The sequence below is a fragment of the Streptomyces sp. NPDC043854 genome, from assembly GCF_056436005.1.
The window spans coordinates 131,325-147,605 of sequence record NZ_JBWKDK010000010.1 but is presented as its reverse complement, the minus strand read 5'-3'; the positions used below and the strand labels follow the sequence as shown (position 1 = coordinate 147,605).

The following is a 16,281-nucleotide window of genomic DNA, read 5'->3' as shown; positions in this document are numbered from 1 at the left end:
CCCCTCTGACCACCACAACCGGGTCGCTTCGATCGGACCCGAGCATAAAAAATGATCGTTCGGCATGTGTCACGGACCAGTACCGCCGTACGGCGCTCCCACCCGTCGCGCGCCAAGCACGCCGCTCATGAGTGCCACTCATGAGCGCACCACCGTCACGGAACCGGCTCTCCCGGCGGACCGCCCTGCCGGCCCGAACCGCCGCACGAGCCCACGAGCATCACCGGCCCGAGCTGCACGCAGGACGGGCCGGAGCAAGGAGAGCCGCCGCATGAGCCGGGACACCACGCAGCCGGACGTCACCCTCATCCCCGCGCCCGAACACGGCATCTGGCGCCTGGGAAAATCGCCGCACCCGGTCGACTTCAAAACGATCAGCTCGGAGGACGCGGCCGAGACCGGTGGCAACCGCTGGAGCCTGGCCAGTTACGGCACCCTCTACTGCGCCTCCGAGCCCGACGGCTGCTTCGCCGAGGCCTTAGCCCCCTTCCGCGTGCACCCCGACATGCTGGAGGTGATCGCGGACGACTGGCAGGATCCCTCCTTCCTCGCTCCCGGAAAGCTTCCCCGCGACTGGATCACCAGCCGCACCCTGGTCCGTCTACAGCCCCCGAAGGAGGCCCGTTTCCTCGACGTGGACGACGACCGCACCCTCAAGACCCTGTCCGACGAGCTCAAGGTCGAGCTGGCGGAGCACGGTGTCGACAGGCTCACCACGACGCACGTACAGGGCTCCAACCGCCGGATCACCCGACTGATCTCGGCCTGGGCCATCACCCAGCGCACCGGCCCCTCACACCAGGAGCGTCTCATCCACGGCATCGCCTACCGCTCCCGCTTCTACGGCATGCGCCAGTGCTGGGCCGTCTTCAACGACCTCGAGCTGAAGCAGATGGAGTCCAGCCTGGTCTTCCCCGAGTCGGAGGCGCTGCGGAGGGTGGCCGACGAGTTCGGGCTCGTCATGCTGTGACCCGCGTGCCAGGCCGCCCCGACCCCCCCTCAACCCCCTCGCGTTGCCCACCCGTAAAGGGATCTGAAGTCGACCTGAAGAACCACTGCACCCGAGTCGTCCGAAAGGACGAAAACGGCCCGTTCCCTGCCGCTCCACGCCATCGGATCCTCCCCAGGATCGGTGGCATTCATGCAGGTCAAGTGGTAAGTGTGCGTTCAAGCACGGCAGTTGACACCTCGTCGAGAAGCCGGTGGATTCTGCGTAAGAGGTGGAGTTGGAAGGTGATAATGGGTAACCTGGACAGTACGTCCAGCAACGTGGAGCACGTGGGGGATCTCATGAACAACATCGGTAACGCCGTCAGTGCCTGCTTAGCAGCCGGGTTCGTGCTCTGCATCGCGGCACCACCCCCCGCAGCAGGCACCACGCTCCCAGCCGACAGCACGGACCGCCGTGGACCCGTTGCGCTCCCAGCTCTCCTCAGTCAGCCGTGTGCCGGATCCTTGCGGACCGGAATACAAGGGTGCTGAGCGCCGGCCGCCAGCAGGCAGGCCACCCCCACCCGCGTTGGTCACGCTTCCCAGCGGGTCGGGAACACATCGTGAAGCGTTCGCAGCTCACCGATGCCCAGCGTCCCTTCCGTCTGCTCTCGCAGCGGCAGCACGCGACAGCCGGGTCCTGAGCGCACACCCCGACAACCCGTCGCTTTGACACGCGACCCGCCACCCGACGGGCGCGCAGTGAAGGCAACGAGGGAGACCTGACCATGCCTTCAGACACCGCATCCTCTGTCGCCAGGAGCGTCGCCAGCGCCCAGCGGGCGCACCTCACCACCGTGCGCATGCAGATCAGCGACATCGCCCGCTTCCTCCAGGACAACCTGGGGCAGCGCCTGACCGCGCGGATCGCCAACATCAGCGACCCCAAGCAGGTCGGCAAGTGGGCATCCGGCGACACCACACCCCGCCCCGAATCCGAGCAGCGCCTGCGCGACGCGCTGCAGGTCTTCCAGCTCATCCAGGACGCCGAGAACCTCTACACGGCCCGCGCATGGATGATCGGAATGAACCCCCTACTCGATGACGAGGCGCCGGCCCAGTGCATCGCCGAAGGCCGCAGGCGCGACGTCATGGTGGCAGCCCGCGCCTACGTCGACGGCGGCTGACCCCACACGAGCACCCTGCACCATCAGGCCCCACCACGGGGGCGGGCGGCGGCTGCGCCGGCCCGCCTCGGTGTTCGAAAAACGCGGGTGCGACCGTTCGAGGTGGTCTGGGATCATTCGTGGATGCCCCATCCTCTCGAATCCCTGGTCATCCGGCACACCCACCGCCTCCCCGCCCCCGCCGGGCCCGCCGGGCAGGGCGGTGCCGCCGCGCGGCAGTTCGACGCCGCGCTGATGTCCGTGGGCTTCAAGCTCTCGGGGGAGCTGCTGGAGCGCCTCTCGGGCCTGGCCGAGGAAGTCGTCCTCGAGACCGCGGCGCGCACGCTGGACACCGTCCGCGCGATGGTCGGCGACCACGTCCGGCACAACGTCTACTTCACCGACTTCCCGGCCAACGTGCCGGACACGCTCGACTTCTGGATGCAGTGCATCCGCGAGGCGCTCGCCGACGACGCCTCCCGGGCGGGCACCCTCGACCAGCTCCGGTCCGGTGTGGTCGACCTGCTGACCCTCCCGACGTACGGCACCTACCGGCACGCGTACGAGGAGATGCTCGCCGCGCACGACGAGCTGATCGCCGCCGCCGGCGACCGCATGACGGTCCTGCACGCCGGCGGCGCCCCGGAGGACGAGGCCACGGCCCTGTACCTGGCCCTGGCGGGCAGTGCCACCCCGCTGGGCGAGGACGGCCTGCGCGACCTCGCCGTGCTCGCCGGGCACTGCGCCGACGGCCCCCAGCCCGAGGAGATCCCGGTCCGGGAAAACCGCGCCGTCGTCAACCGCGCCCGCCTCGACCGCGGCGCGGACCTGCTGGTGGACACCGTCACCGACGTCCTGCGCCTGGCCTGCGCCCTGTCGGACGGCGACGTGACCCTCACCGAGCCGACCCGGTTCCGGTCACTGTCCCGGCCAGTCCGCCGCGCCCTCCTCGCCGGCCTCGACGCGGTCGTCGCCGCGTCCCCCGCCAAGCTCGCCGACGTCACCGCGCACCGCGAGGCGTTCAAGCGCCTCGGCGAGCGCCTCCACCCGCACGAGTACCCGCGCTGGCCGCACGCCGCGGACGTGTTCGCCGTCGCCCGCGGCGAGAAGGAGGCCCGGACCCTCGACAGCCGCGTCGAGGAACTGCTCGGCGCCCGTGACGTCACGGGCGCGGCGCGGCTGCTGGCGGCCGCCGCCCCGGGCAGGCTGCTGCGCTCCCTGGACCGGCTGCTGCGCGCCTGCCCCGGGCAGGAGGAGCGCGACGCGGTCGCGGCCACCGCCGAGGAGGCCGCCCCGCAGGTCTCCGGCCGGGTCCTGCTGTCCGTACGCGAGCACTTCCACAACCGGACGCGGGAGGCGCAGCAGCGCCGCGTCTTCGTCAACCGCGGCGGCCGCGCCTGGGTCGCCGCGGACACCCGCCCGCCCGTGCCGGAACCCGACATCAAGCGGCTGGTCGCGGCCCTGGACGCGGAGACGCGGCGCCGGCTCCCGGAGCCGGGTCACCTGCTGGTCGACCCCGCGGTCCTCGACGTCGCGCTCCCGCTCAGCGGCAAGGCGACGGCCGCCGGGCTCGGCGTGCTCCCCCGCGGGTCCCTCTCCCCCGTCGACGGGGAGCTGCTGCGGTTCTTCGTCCACTGGCGGCAGGCGCAGCGCAGCACCGACTTCGACCTGTCGGCGCTCATGCTGGACGGGTCGTACGAAACCGTCACCTGGCTGTCGTACACGGCCCTCCAGGACCTCGAGGGTGAACACTCGGGCGACATCACCGACGCCCCCGCGCCCGACGGCGCCTCGGAGTTCATCAACCTGCGCCTGGACGCCGTACGCGGCGACTTCATCGTCCCGCAGGTCAACATCTTCTCCGGGGAGGGCTTCGAGGAGGTCGCGGAGTCGTTCTTCGGCTTCATGCTGCGCGACGCCGAACAGCAGGGCCGCCCCTTCGAGCCGCGCACGGTCCGGATGAAGTCGGAGATGCGGGGGACGGGCAGGGTCGCCCTCCCGCTGGTGTTCCTGCGCGGGGACGACGGCGGGTGGCGCGCGAAGTGGCTGCACCTGTACCTGAAGGGCAATCCGAGTGCCAACCGGGTCGAGGGGAACCGGGTGTCGGTCGCCACGCTGGTGCGCGGCATCGTCGAACGCGAGCAGCTGACGGTCAGACACCTCGTCGGCCTGATGGCCGACCGCGCCACGGCCACCACGTGGTGGGACGGCACGCAGGCCCAGGTCCCGGACGGCCCGGTCACGTACATCGGCCCGGAGCGCCCGGAGGGGCTGCACCCGGACTCGCTGGTCGTCACCCCGGAAAACCTGCGCGCACTGATCCCGGCCTGACTGCTACCGTTGGCCCCGGCGAGGCCATGGGCGGACTTCCTTCTCACCACTCCACTGAACTAGTCCCCCCGCTTTCCTCGCCGTCGACGATGGAGCCGGGATGCCGTTCGGGTATCCCGGCTTCGTCGCGTCCTGCCCGGGGCGGGCGGGCGGCGACAGCATCACCGATCCTCACGGAGCCTCGCTGCACGTCGGCCGATAGGGGGTCTCGGGCGCGAAGCGGGTCCATTCCTCGCGGGTGAGGCTGCGGGCGACCGTGGAGCACAGTTCCGCAGCGGTGCGTTCGGCGTCCGTGTTCCACAGGACGGCCGTGCCGTCGACGCCTGCGCTGGCCAGCGTGGCGCCGTCCGGGCTGAAGGCGAGGGACCTCACCTGGCGGGTATGGCCGGTGAGCGTGGCCAGTTGGCGTCGCCGGGAGACGTCCCACAGCACGACCGACGTGTCGGCGCTGGCGGTGGCCAGAGTCCGGCTGTCGGGGCCGAAGGCCACGGCGAGGACGAATGCGTCGCCGTCGAGCGTGGCCAGGCGGGTCCCGCGCACGGCGTCCCACAGCATGATCTTCTGGTCGATGCCCGCGGTGGCCACCGTACGGCCGTCCGGGCTGAAGGCGACGGAGCGCAGCGATCCGGTGTGGCCGGTGAGAGAGAGCCGGGGGGTGCGCTCGGCCACGTCCCACAGGACCGTGATGCCGTTGTGTCCCGCGGAGGCCAGGGTCTGCCCGTCGGGGCTGAAGGCGAGCGCGTTGACGCCCCGCTCAGGGGTGGATGCCGGCCCGACCCGGGCAGCGTCGTGGCTGAGGGTGGTGAGGCGGCCGCGGTGCTGGGGGTCCCACAGCATGATCGTGCCATCGGCGCCCGTGGTTGCCACGGTCCGCCCTTCCGGGCTGTAGGCGACGTCGAGCACGCGGTCGGTGTGGCCGGTGAGCACGGTTCCGGCAGAGGCGGATGGAGCCGGGTCGGTGGGCACGGGCCACAGGGTGAGCGTGTGGTCCTCCGTACGCGGTGGGTGCGCGGCCGTCCCCGTGCCCGCCGCCACCGTCCGCCCGTCCGGGCTGAAGACCACCGAGTTGACCGGCCCGGTGCCGCCACCGAGAACGGCCGTCCGGCTGCGGCGGCGGGTGCTCCACAGGATTGCGGTCCGGTCGTCGCTCGCCGTTGCCACGGTGGCGCCGTCCGGGCTGAAGGCGACCTTGTTCACGCGGTTGCCGTGCCCGGCCAGGGCGATGCGGGCCGGGTCCCACAGGGTGACGGTGCCCTCCTCCCCTGCCGACGCCAGCAGCGGTTCGGGCCCCGGGCCGAAGGCCAGGCCGTAGATGTTCGTGACGTGCCCGGTGAGGGTGGCGAGGCGCGTGCCGCGGGCCGTGTCCCAGAGGATGACGGTCCTGTCGTGCCCGGCCGTGGCGAAGGCATGCCCGTCGGGGTGGAAGGCGACGGCCCGGACGGCGCTGGTGTGGCCGGTGAGCGTGGCGGTGACGGCACGTCGGCCGACGTCCCACGTCATCACCTTCTGGTCGTTCCCGACGGAAACCAGGCTCCGGCCGTCAGGGTGGAACACCACCCCCTCGACGGAGTCGGTGTGGCCGGCGAGCACCGCCTGCCGCCCCCCGGTCGCCGTGTCCCAGAGCGCGACCGTGCGGTCCGCGCCGGCCGTGGCGAGGGTGGTGCCGTCGGGGGCGAAGGCCACGGAGTTCACGTTGCCCTGGTGCCCGGCGAGGGTGAGCCGGCGGGTCCCGCCCCGGGCATCCGGGCCGAGGTCCCACAGGATCACGGTGCCGTCCGCGGAAGCGGAGGCGAGGGTACGGCCGTCCGGGCCGAAGGCGAGCTTCTTGATCTGCTCGGTGTGGCCGGACAAGGTCGCCGCGGGCTCGCGGGCCGCCATGTCCCAGAGCACGACGTTGTTGTCGTCGCCGCCGGTGGCCAGCGTTCTGCCGTCGGGACTGAACGCCACCGTCCTCAGCCACGTGGCGTGTCCGGTGAGGGCGGCCGTCCGTCTGCGGCTCTGCGGGTCCCACAGGATGAGTTTGCGGTCGCGGCCGACGGAGGCGAGCGTACGGCCGTCGGGGCTGAAGACCGCCTGCGAGACGGCGTCGGTGTGGCCGGTGAGCTCGGCCTGGTGGTACTGGTACGTGGACATCGTCAGCAGGGCGCCGCGTGCTTCGGGCGTCGGTGCGGTACGGAATGCTTCCACGCTGAGGAGTTTCGCCAGCGCCGGCCGGGACGGAGCCAGGCCCAGTGCCTGGGATGCCAGCTGGCGGGAGAGGGTGAGCTGCCGTTCGTGTTCGGCGTCCCGGCGCTGGTGGACGGCGATGGTACCGACGCTCGTGGCGACGAGGAGCAGCACCGCGAGGCTGAGGGCGAGCAGCCGCAAGTGGCGGTTGCGGCGGACGGCTGCGGCCCGTTCCCTCTCCGCGAGTCCGAGACTGGCGTCGAGGAAGTCACGCTCCGAGGTGTTGAGTTCGTCCCTGCTTCCGTCGCGGGACGCCCAGTCGCGCAGGATCGCCAGCAGGGTCCCGCGGTACAGGGCGCCAGTGTCGCGGTCGAGTTCCTCCCAGGCGCGGGCCGCCTCGGTGAGTCGGCGGTGGGTGACGAGGCGGTCGCGGTCCTCCTCGATCCAGCTCCGCAGCCGGGGCCAGGAGGTGATGAGGGCTTCATGGGCGAGGTCGACGGTGCCGTCGTCAAGGGTGATGAGCCGGGCCCGGGCAAGGTGCTCGAGGATCTCCGTCGCATCCCGGGTCGTGCCCGTGGCTGCGGTGGCCTGGGCGGTGGGCGTCCCCGGCTCCGCCAGGTCGAGTTCGCAGCGGCGGACGGGACGTCGGGTGTCCTCGGCTCCTTCCCCGGGAGTGATCAGGCGGAGCATGATCCGCCGGGCGAGCACGGCCTGTTGCGGGGCGAGCCGGGCGTACACGCCTTCGGCGGTGTTGGCGATCGCGCCCTGCATACCTCCGGCGGCCTCGTACGCGGCGACGGTGAGGGTCCGTCCCTTGCGCCGGCGCCACGTTTCCAGCAAGGCGTGGGACATCAGCGGCAGCGCACCGGGCTCACCGGCCGCCTCGCCGATGATCCGGGCGGTGAGCGCTCGCTCGACGATCAGCCCGTCGGCCATGGCGGGTCCGACGATCGCTTCCCGCATCTCGGCCGCTGTCATCGGGCCGAGGAGTACGTGCGCGTCGCGCAGCGCGTCGGCGAGGCGGCGCTGTTCGGCGCAGCGTCCGTAGAAGTCCGCCCGTAGCGCGATGACGACACGCACCCGGCCGGCCGGTTCGTGTGCCCCGAGCAGCAGATCGATGAACGCGGCGCGCTCGGCGGGGTCGTGGCAGAGGGTGAACACCTCCTCGAACTGATCGACGATGATCCAGGTGTCGGCGTCGGCGTCGGCGCCTTCGCCCGCGGGCGGCAGTGCGGCGGCGTGGGTGCGCAGCGGGTGTTCGCCCGGGGTGAGGATCCTTACCGCGGCCGGCCGCTCACCGGCCCCACGGGCCTGTTGCAGCTTCGGGACCAGTCCGGCCCTCAGCAGTGAGGACTTGCCGCTGCCGGAGGCGCCGACCAGCGCGGCGAACCGGTTGCGGCGCCCCAGTTCCAGCAGATCATCGACGAACCGGTCGCGCCCGAAGAACCGCTCCCGGTCCTGCGTCCCGTAGCGGGCCAGCCCCTGGTACGGCGGCTCGGCCGTCCCGTCGAGCACGGGTGGCAGGGCGGCGACCTCGTCAGCCGCCTCCTGCCAGCGCTGCTCCCACCGCCGCAGCTGCTCCTGGTCCGCGCCACAGGCCCGGACGTAGGCCAATGCCACCGGCAGCGAGGGCAGTTTCTCGCCCGCGGCCGCGGTGGACAGGGCGGGGGCCGAGTAGGGCACGCGTCGCGCCATCTCGCGGTAGGTGGGGCCGCCCGCCTCCTGCCGCAGGGCCCGCAGCGCGTACGCGAAGCGCGGCACCGGTCCGTCCGCCGGATCCACCGGACGCTCTGGACGCCCCACTGCCTCTCCCCATCCTTGTATCCCCGGCCGCCGTCCGCCTGCCGCGTCAAGATCAGTACCGCCACGGTACGTACGCGGAGAATCCCCCACAAGGCGTTGATTTCAGCCGTGCCCCGGCCGGTCCGATGGGACAGCAGCGAACTCGGCGAATTGAAAAGTCGCAGGTGAACGGGGTGCTTATCAATATGCGGCCGTGAAGACTCGGTCCGGCCGGTGGGCGGAGAGCGCAGAACCTCCTCGCTGCCGCCGCAGGTCGTGTCGCCTGACATGACCGGGCCTGCCCGGAGCGGAACGCGGACCGCCGGCCATCCGTGCACAGCTCATCTGCCGCCACCCCACGGGGTGGCAGGCACCAGATCCGAAGGGATGCACACATGACCAAAACGACGCGCGGGCTCCTTCCCGCCGCCCTCACCGCCGCTGCGCTGCTCTGCGCTGGCCTGGCCACGGCCGGCCCGGCGCACGCCGGGGACCGTGTGCCGAACATCAGCAAGGGCAGCGGTAACGACGCCGGTGTGCACTGCGTGCAGCGCGGGGTCAACAACTGGGCCCAGCGGACCGGGCAGGGCAGGCCGCTGGCGGAGGACAGGCTGTTCGGCGGCGCCACCGAGTGGTGGGTGAAGAGGTTCCAGCGCGCCTCGGGTCTCGACGACGACGGCATCGTCGGCAAGAACACCGGGAACAGCATCCTGGACAACCTCACGGGCGACGGCAACATGCGGGCCTCCTGCTACAAGCACATCCCCAGCACGCGCCGCTGACCCGGCCGGGCGGCCCGTCCTCGGCACGTACCGGGGGCGGGCCGCCGGGCCTCCCCGCCTCGGGTGGACGGAGCCGGCGGAACCCCCCACCGCTTCGACCGCGGATCGAACCCTTGGCTCGCGGCTCGCGGCTCGCGTTCGACGGTCTCGACGGTCTCGACGGTCTCGACGGCGATGAAAGGGGCTACCACGCGGGACACGGGGACGTGTGGAGCGCCAACCTGTGAACGCCCATACGCGCCCGACCACTACCCGGAGGGTATCGACAGCGACGAAGCAACTCGGGAGAAGTACCTGAAGCGGCAGTTGCAGGCCGAGGCCATCTTCGTCGACGACGTGACCGGCGCCCGTATCATCATCGACCGCAGTCTGACGGACACCGCCGGCAACCCGGCGAAGCCGGTCGCGATCATCAGGCAGCACCATATGATCCACGCCGACCACATCGATGAGAGGGACCTGCCGAACCACATCACGCCGCGCGACGGAGAGGACGCCGCCGAGTGGCGCACCCCGAACGACGGAGAGGCAAATGACCGGCGAGACGGGGCAGGCGGAGCCGGAGCCGACCGCCTGGCCGGGCTATCGCTCGGCGCCGCCCCGCTTCGGCTGTCCCGGGCAGCGCCAGCGCCTTGTCTTCCCCGCATCCGTCCCCGCCGGGCTGCGAGCGCTCGGGGACGAGGTCCGGGCCGCGCCGTGGCCCATCCGGCCGGCGTTCCGCTCCTCGCGGGTCGCGCTGCTCGACACACTGTGCCGGTGGCAGACCCTGCGCGTGCTGGCGTACCTGCGGGTGCTGGCCGCCGGCGCCCGGTCGGCGGCACCGCCACTCCTCCGCGACCTCGAGACGCCCCCCGACCAGGGGACGGCCGCCGGTCCGGACACGGCTGCGCTGCTGGCCAGGCTGGAGCAGGCAGCCCTGGAGTTGCCGCCGGCACTGCTGGACGCGGTCGTGTGCGATGCCGGCGGGCTGCTCGCGGACAACCGGTTCGCGGCGTCCGTCCTGGCCGCCGGGCTGACGGCGGACTCGCGCCCCGCGGACACGGACGAGGCCGTCTCCCGTGCGGTGGTGCTGACCAGCTACTGGTACGAGCTGCCCGCCCAGCGGGGCGGCTTGGCGCTCGCCTGGAGCGCCACCGTGTTCGCCCGCTCCTGGCTGTGGTGGTCGGCGAACTTCACGTACGGGGATCCCGCCGGCGGCATCGGCATCACCAGCGACCCGCGTCCGCCCCGGCCCGCCGCGAGCGCTCTTCCCGACTGGGCGGCACCCCTGCTCGCCCGGGCGGAGCGTGCCGACCGCTGACGGCACATCCGGCGCACGCGGGAAACGAAAACCTGCTGTCCCCGTCAGGGCCCGACCGCAGGACGCAGCGGACGAAGCCGCCTGCCGCCCGCCCCGCCACGCAGGCTGAGGGCCAGGCCGATGCATGCCGTGGTCGTGGCCGGCTGTGCCGTGCTCGGTTGCGGGCCGAGGGAGTCGAGCAGGAGGGCGGCGTGCCTGCCTCCGTCCGCGGCGATGGAGGCGAAGACCTGCTGCAGGAGCTCGGCGACGTCGGCGCGGGACAGACGGTCGCGATGCGAGGACGGGACCCGGGCGGGGAGTGGGCGCCGGTGCACGCTTCCCTTGCGAGCCGGCGAGGCCGGGCGGGGCTCGCGCGCACGACGGCAGTTGGGCCAGTCCGTCTCCGGCGAGCGGGAAACGTTTCCTCACGCCTTCTTCGGGGGAAGGGGCTGGTCGTCGAGTCGCTCGCGTCGCCCGGGGGTCAACAGGGGCAGGCGGGTGCGCTCGAGGCGCAGGCCGGGCGGTTGCCGATCACGGCCGGCGCCGTATCAGTCCGAGAAGACAGGGGAGATCTTCTTGTTACCCGTGGTCCTTTCCGCGCTGCTCACCACGATCGTGGTACCGCCCGCGTCCGATGCCGGCACGATGTACGAACTGCCCCTCCTGGCGGGCCACACCCGTAGCTCGGCTCAGGCGATGAACGACACCGGAGACGTCGTCGGGCTCTCGCTGGACGAGAACGAGGACGGCTATCTCGTGCGGTGGGGTGCCGACGGCTCCCTCACCACCCTGCAGGCCATCGACGGGGGTTCGGGCGGGCAGGCCGTCAGGATCGCAGATGACGGCACCGTGGCCGGTTTCACCGACGCACCGGACGGCGTACGGCATGCCGCCCGATGGGACAGGGCAGGCACCCTCACCCGGCTCCAGGAACCGCCGGGCTATGTCCAGGGCGAGGCCCAGGACATCAACAACTCCCGCGTCGTCGTGGGACATCTCTCGACGGGCACCACCACGGTCCCGGCGCGCTGGGGCGCCGACGGCCGGGCAACCGCGCTGCGCCTGCCCCCGCAGGCGAACGGCGGCTCGGCCACCGGCATCAACGAGAGGGGAGAGATCACCGGCTACGTGTTCGTGCCCGGGGAGAAGACCCGCGCCGTACGCTGGGACCCCGCTGGTCGCGTCCATGACCTCGGCTCGCTCGGGGGCTCGTACAGCGAGCCGTCCGCGATCAACGACCGCGGAACCGTGATCGGCCGGGCAACCGACGCGAACGGCACCTGGAAGGCCGTTTGCGCCCCGCGCGGCAAGAAGGTCAAGGCCCTGCCCTCCCAGGACGAGGGCGCGCGAGCTGTGAACGTCAACAACGCCGACGTCGTGGTCGCGAACGTCAAGGACCGCTCCCTGCGGTGGAGCGGGACCGACACCACTCAGCTCGGATTGCTGCGAGGCACGGGCAGGACCTTCGTCGAGGGCATCAACGACGCGGGAACCAGCGTCGGCACCTCCGACGAGCGCGCCGTGACATGGGACGCACAGGGCCGGGTCACCGAACTTCCCGGTCAGGCCGGCGTGGACAAAGCCGACCCGGTCGCGATCAACGCGACCGGGAGCGTCGCGGGCAATGTCGGCAACACGGATTCCTGGCCGGCTCGCTGGCGCGCCGTCATCTGGCGCTGACCGCCGGCGCTCTGCACTGCGGTCCGGGCAACACACCCCGGCCAGTGCACCAACCCGCCGCTGGGCGACGATCACACGATCGTCGCCCGGCGGCAAGACTGGCACCCACCCACAGGCGGCGGGCCGTGCCAGTGGCGGAAGGCCGCCGCCCCCGTGATCGTGTTGCCGACGCGCTCGGCCCACTGCCGCCCGGGATGGGGTTGAAGGTCGAGCGGGCCGAACTCGCCGCGACCGCGTCACATCGCCCGGCTTTTCCTCAGTTCGGCGAGCCATGCACGTACCTGCTCGTCGTCGTGCAGGTAGCCGCCGCTCTCGTCCGCAGGGAGGTCGATTCCGTGGAGGAGGCTCAGCGCCCACCAGGAGACGTCATCCCAGTCAAGCCCGTCGTCTGTCACCCATTGCCCGGCCCAGCGGTCGGCCTCGTCCCGGGTCAGCCGACCCTCGACAAGTGCAACAAGAACTTGTCGGAAGCATGTCGGGAGGCGTGTTGAGACCGTCGGCACGACCCAGGGTCGTCGGTGGTGAGCCGACGACCCTGGGTCGTGCGTGGTCAGTAGCCGCTGCCGCCGTAGATCCGCTGGCCGTCGTAGTTGCCGCCCTGGCAGTACCAGTAGCCGCTGCTGTGCTTCACCGGGTTACCACCGCCGTATTTGCAGTCCGCCCAGGACACCTGGGGTGCGGCCGCCTCGGCCGCGAGGGGCCCGGTGACGCTCACTCCTGCGAAGGCCAGGGTTGCGAGGGCCAGGCCGAGCAGTCGTCGAACGCGCATGGCTTGCTCCTCTCGGGGTTAGCCCGTTCGGGTCTTCCCAGGATGACTGCGCGGCGTGCCCGCGAGCACGCGCGATTACTCCAAACGGGTGACCCCAGTGACCCCTGGGTGAACCCTGGGGAGCGGCAGGGTGCTGTGCTGCGCCCGACGTCCTCCAGCCGATCCGGGGCACGACATGGACGGCTACCAGCTTCCGCCGGCCCTGCCGGCCGACCACGGCAACCGCGTCGAGGCCAGAGCAGAGCGATCCCACGGCCCGGATCAACATGCTCGGCTGCTGCTCCTTCCAGCTTCCCGACCTGCCCGGCGGGCTGCGGCCACTCCGCGACGAGAACGCCACCGACGACGAGTACGCCCGCTTCGACCGCCCGTTGCAGCGGGCGGCCCGGAGTGATGAGGGCCGCTCGGATCGCGAGCCAGTTCGCGGCAAGGCGTTTGCTCACGCTTCGGTCGGGTGAAGTGCGCTCCAGCCGTGTTCCAGGAGGTCGAAGGCCCGAGTGATGGCCTGACGGCGGTCGTCGTGGGCGTAGGCCGCGTGGGGGGCTTCGAGGGCGAAGTGGGCCAGGGCGGTGCAGGCGGGGTCGCCCACGGCGAAGCCGCTCTCCTCGGCGATGGCCTGGGCGAGTGCGGTGGTGTGACGCAGCCACATGTTCTGGGCGTAGTCGCGCAGCGCTGGCGTGCCGGCCACCAGGTTGGTGAAGGCGGCGAAACGGGCATCGCCGTCAGTGGCTGCCAGCCGGGTGGCCAGGGCGTGTTCCCGCAGTGCGGCGGGGATGGACTGGCCCTTGGGCCGCTCGCGGACGGCTGCGAGCAGGCGGGCCCTCTGGTCGGCGTCCTCGTCGAAGACGAGGGCTTCCTTGACCGGGAAGTGCTTGAACAGCGTCGTGGTGGACACGTCGGCGGCGTCCGCAATCTCGCGAATGCCGACCCCGTCGTATCCGCGCTCCAGGAACAGGCGCAGCGCGGCGTCGGCGATGGCCTGGCGGGTGGCGGCCTTCTTGCGCTCACGGCGCCCCGTCGGCGCAGGAGGGGTACCTGCTGCGGTGTCGGTCGTAGTGCTGGGCATACCGACACTCTACCTCTTAGGTTGACCAACCAAAAAAGTTGAGTTGTTGCACTTGTTGGGTTGGTGTGTTTTTGTTGTGCGGTGGGCGGCTGGAGGCCCCTCTCTCTTCCTCTTTTCTCGGCGAGCCCCATGGCCCGCGCCCACCCCATCCGTCACGAACAGTCGCGGCACTGCTGCACGGAACGACCGGAGCACACCATGAACACCACCTCCGCACCCCGCATCGCCATCATCGGCGCCGGCCCCGGCGGCTTGACCTGCGCCCGCGTCCTCCAGCAGCACGGCATCACCGCCACCGTCTACGACCGCGACGCCGGCCCCGACGCCCGCAACCAGGGCGGCACCCTCGACCTGCACGCCGACAACGGCCAGATCGCCCTGCGCGAAGCCGGCCTCCTGGAGAAGTTCTTCCAGCTGGCCCGCCCCGAGGGGCAGGAGATGCGCCAGATGGACCCAGCCGGCACGACCCTCTTCCACCACGTCCCCGAGGAGGGCGAGCGGTTCAAGCCGGAAATCGACCGCGGCCAGCTGCGCAACCTGCTGCTCAACTCGCTCCAGCCCGGCACCGTGCGCTGGGGCCACGCCCTGCAGACCATCGGCGGCCCCGCCGAAGGCCCCCGGCAGCTGCACTTCACCGACGGCTCCACCATCGAGGCGGACCTCGTCGTCGGCGCCGACGGCGCCAACTCCCAGGTCCGCCGCGCCATTTCCCCCGCCGTCCCCCAGTACAGCGGCGTGAGCTTCCTGGAAGCCTGGTTCCACGACGTCGAGGCCCAGCACCCCGACATCGCTGAACTGGTCGGCCAGGGCGGCGCCGCCGCAGCCGATGGCGACCGCGGCCTGTTCGCCCAGCGCAACAGCGGCGACCACATCCGCGTCTACATCATCCAGCGGGCCCCGGAGGACTGGATCACCGCCGGCGGTCTCAACCCCCAGGACAGCGACGGCATCCGCGCCCTCCTCCTGGAGCGCTACCGCAACTGGTCACCTCGCCTGCGCCGGCTGATCACCGACAACGACGGCCTCTACGTCGACCGCCCGATCTTCGCCCTGCCCGTCCCGCACACCTGGGAACACAACCCCACAGTGACTCTGCTCGGCGACGCCGCCCACCTCATGCCCCCGCTCGGCGTCGGCGTCAACCTGGCCATGCTGGACGCCTGCGAACTCGCCCTCGCCCTCGCCCACCACGACACCGTCGACGACGCCATCCACGCCTACGAGAAGACCATGCTGCCCCGCTCCACGGAAATGGCCCAGCTCCTCGACGGTGCCGCCGACCACCTGATGTCCACCGAGCTGCCCGACTTCGCCACCGGCGACAACCACTGACCACCCCTCAGAACGTGCCTTGGCCCGGTCGGGCCATCGAGGACTCCGAACACCGTCGGCTTCTGCACCGCTTCGCCACCCGGCACCAAATGCGGCGCCTACGGGCCGATCAGATGGTCCTCAGGCGACGGCCTGGGGGGTCGTCGCGGTGAGCAGCCAGCCCGTGCTGCGCAGCCGCAGGGCGCCGTCGACCTCGAGGGGTTCCAGCGCTTCGGTCAGTCGGGCTCTGGCCCGGTCGCCGACGCCGGGGCCGGCCTGGGCCACAAGATGGCGGCCGGGTCCGGAGTCGAGCAGGAAGCCTGCCGCGTCCGCTGCGTCGCGCCCCCAGTTCCCGTACGCCGTTACATGCGTGGCGCGGACATCACGGAGCCCGGCTCCGCTCAGCAGTGCGACCGCCGCGCCGGGGGCGGAGAGGGAGAACATGCCGGGTGCGCCGGGCCTGCCGAAGCCCTCCAAGGGCAGGAGATCGCCGAGGGTGGTCAGCGCGGTCAGCCACTCGTTGCCCTCGGGTTCGGCGGCGCAGAGCAGGGCCACGCGGCCGCCGGGGCGCAGGGCGGCGGCGATGTTCGCGAATGCCGCTGCGGGGTCGGTGAAGAACATGATGCCGAAGCGGCTGATGGCCAAGTCGAAGGTGCCGCGGTCGAGGGGGTGGACCTGGGCGTCGCCGTGCTCGAAGCGAACGTTGTCGAGGCCTTCGCCGTCGGCGCTCGCCCGGGCGCGTTCCAGCATGGGGCCCGAGAGGTCGAGGCCCAGGGCATGGCCACCCGGTGCGGCCGCGCGGCCGGCCTGCCGGGTCGTGGAACCGGCACCACAGCCGATGTCGAGGACGCGCTCGCCGGGGGCGATCGCCGCGGCGTCGAACAAGGGGGCGTCGAAGCCGGCGTTGACGGCGTCCCAGCGGTCCTGGTGAGCGGCCCAGTGGGCTCCTTCGTAGCCGTTCCAGGCCTGGGCCTGACCGGTGTTCGCGATGCCGTGCATGGTTGGGACCTCCTGCGAAG

Annotated in this window: 13 protein-coding genes; 7 read left to right on the top strand and 6 right to left on the bottom strand. The window is 71.7% G+C overall.

The window, feature by feature from the left end:
• The first annotated feature begins 271 nt into the window (after positions 1-271).
• The 3 genes from AC068A_RS12680 (at position 272) to AC068A_RS12670 (ending at position 4,427) form a co-directional block, all read left to right on the top strand.
• Entirely contained in the window at positions 272-970 is a 699-nt protein-coding gene (locus AC068A_RS12680; RefSeq protein ID WP_478584179.1) for an RES family NAD+ phosphorylase, read from the top strand.
• A gap of 748 nt (positions 971-1,718) precedes the next feature.
• A complete protein-coding gene (locus AC068A_RS12675) occupies positions 1,719-2,117 on the top strand; it encodes an XRE family transcriptional regulator (RefSeq protein WP_478584177.1) in 399 nt (132 codons plus the stop codon).
• A gap of 123 nt (positions 2,118-2,240) precedes the next feature.
• Positions 2,241-4,427 carry a hypothetical protein gene (locus tag AC068A_RS12670; protein WP_478584176.1) on the top strand — a complete coding sequence of 729 codons (2,187 nt, stop codon included), beginning with the start codon at positions 2,241-2,243 and terminating at the stop codon, positions 4,425-4,427.
• Positions 4,428-4,598: 171 nt separating this feature from the next.
• Here the strand turns inward: AC068A_RS12670 and AC068A_RS12665 are convergent, their stop codons facing one another.
• Positions 4,599-8,396 (bottom strand): nSTAND1 domain-containing NTPase, encoded by a 3,798-nt coding sequence (locus AC068A_RS12665; protein WP_478584175.1) that lies wholly within the window; start codon positions 8,394-8,396, stop codon positions 4,599-4,601.
• Positions 8,397-8,770: 374 nt separating this feature from the next.
• Here AC068A_RS12665 and AC068A_RS12660 point away from each other — a divergent pair, with 374 nt between their 5' ends.
• The gene (locus AC068A_RS12660; RefSeq protein ID WP_478584173.1) at positions 8,771-9,157 is read left to right on the top strand and encodes a peptidoglycan-binding domain-containing protein; all 387 of its coding nucleotides are present in this window, start codon (positions 8,771-8,773) and stop codon (positions 9,155-9,157) included.
• A 532-nt stretch (positions 9,158-9,689) separates the two neighbouring features.
• Positions 9,690-10,457, top strand: coding sequence for a hypothetical protein (locus AC068A_RS12655; protein ID WP_478584171.1), 768 nt, complete (start codon positions 9,690-9,692; stop codon positions 10,455-10,457).
• Positions 10,458-10,501: 44 nt separating this feature from the next.
• On the opposite strand, the gene AC068A_RS12650 is transcribed toward AC068A_RS12655, so the two are convergent.
• Entirely contained in the window at positions 10,502-10,771 is a 270-nt protein-coding gene (locus AC068A_RS12650; protein ID WP_478584169.1) for a hypothetical protein, read from the bottom strand.
• Between the two features lie 250 nt (positions 10,772-11,021).
• Between AC068A_RS12650 and AC068A_RS12645 the strand changes: the two genes are divergently transcribed.
• The gene (locus tag AC068A_RS12645) at positions 11,022-12,116 is read left to right on the top strand and encodes a hypothetical protein (protein ID WP_478584167.1); all 1,095 of its coding nucleotides are present in this window, start codon (positions 11,022-11,024) and stop codon (positions 12,114-12,116) included.
• Between the two features lie 236 nt (positions 12,117-12,352).
• Here the strand turns inward: AC068A_RS12645 and AC068A_RS12640 are convergent, their stop codons facing one another.
• The 3 genes from AC068A_RS12640 to AC068A_RS12630 form a co-directional block, all read right to left on the bottom strand.
• Positions 12,353-12,511, bottom strand: a complete 159-nt coding sequence (locus tag AC068A_RS12640) for a hypothetical protein (protein WP_478584165.1) — start codon at positions 12,509-12,511, stop codon at positions 12,353-12,355.
• Positions 12,512-12,666: 155 nt separating this feature from the next.
• Positions 12,667-12,885 (bottom strand): hypothetical protein, encoded by a 219-nt coding sequence (locus AC068A_RS12635; RefSeq protein WP_478584163.1) that lies wholly within the window; start codon positions 12,883-12,885, stop codon positions 12,667-12,669.
• Between the two features lie 439 nt (positions 12,886-13,324).
• A complete protein-coding gene (locus AC068A_RS12630; protein ID WP_478584161.1) occupies positions 13,325-13,951 on the bottom strand; it encodes a TetR/AcrR family transcriptional regulator in 627 nt (208 codons plus the stop codon).
• 198 nt (positions 13,952-14,149) lie between these two features.
• Here AC068A_RS12630 and AC068A_RS12625 point away from each other — a divergent pair, with 198 nt between their 5' ends.
• On the top strand, positions 14,150-15,283 hold the full coding sequence (locus tag AC068A_RS12625; protein WP_478584159.1) for an FAD-dependent oxidoreductase: 1,134 nt from the start codon (positions 14,150-14,152) through the stop codon (positions 15,281-15,283).
• A 120-nt stretch (positions 15,284-15,403) separates the two neighbouring features.
• On the opposite strand, the gene AC068A_RS12620 is transcribed toward AC068A_RS12625, so the two are convergent.
• Positions 15,404-16,261, bottom strand: coding sequence for a class I SAM-dependent methyltransferase (locus AC068A_RS12620; RefSeq protein WP_478584157.1), 858 nt, complete (start codon positions 16,259-16,261; stop codon positions 15,404-15,406).
• Between the last annotated feature and the right edge of the window lie 20 nt (positions 16,262-16,281).

Coding starts and splice junctions, on each gene's coding strand:
- AC068A_RS12660 (WP_478584173.1), top strand. CDS start 8,771: ATGACCAAAACGACGCGCGGGCTCCTTCCCGCCGCCCTCACCGCCGCT.
- AC068A_RS12655 (WP_478584171.1), top strand. CDS start 9,690: ATGACCGGCGAGACGGGGCAGGCGGAGCCGGAGCCGACCGCCTGGCCG.
- AC068A_RS12635 (WP_478584163.1), bottom strand. CDS start 12,885: ATGCGCGTTCGACGACTGCTCGGCCTGGCCCTCGCAACCCTGGCCTTC.
- AC068A_RS12630 (WP_478584161.1), bottom strand. CDS start 13,951: ATGCCCAGCACTACGACCGACACCGCAGCAGGTACCCCTCCTGCGCCG.
- AC068A_RS12680 (WP_478584179.1), top strand. CDS start 272: ATGAGCCGGGACACCACGCAGCCGGACGTCACCCTCATCCCCGCGCCC.
- AC068A_RS12675 (WP_478584177.1), top strand. CDS start 1,719: ATGCCTTCAGACACCGCATCCTCTGTCGCCAGGAGCGTCGCCAGCGCC.
- AC068A_RS12620 (WP_478584157.1), bottom strand. CDS start 16,261: ATGCACGGCATCGCGAACACCGGTCAGGCCCAGGCCTGGAACGGCTAC.
- AC068A_RS12670 (WP_478584176.1), top strand. CDS start 2,241: ATGCCCCATCCTCTCGAATCCCTGGTCATCCGGCACACCCACCGCCTC.
- AC068A_RS12625 (WP_478584159.1), top strand. CDS start 14,150: ATGAACACCACCTCCGCACCCCGCATCGCCATCATCGGCGCCGGCCCC.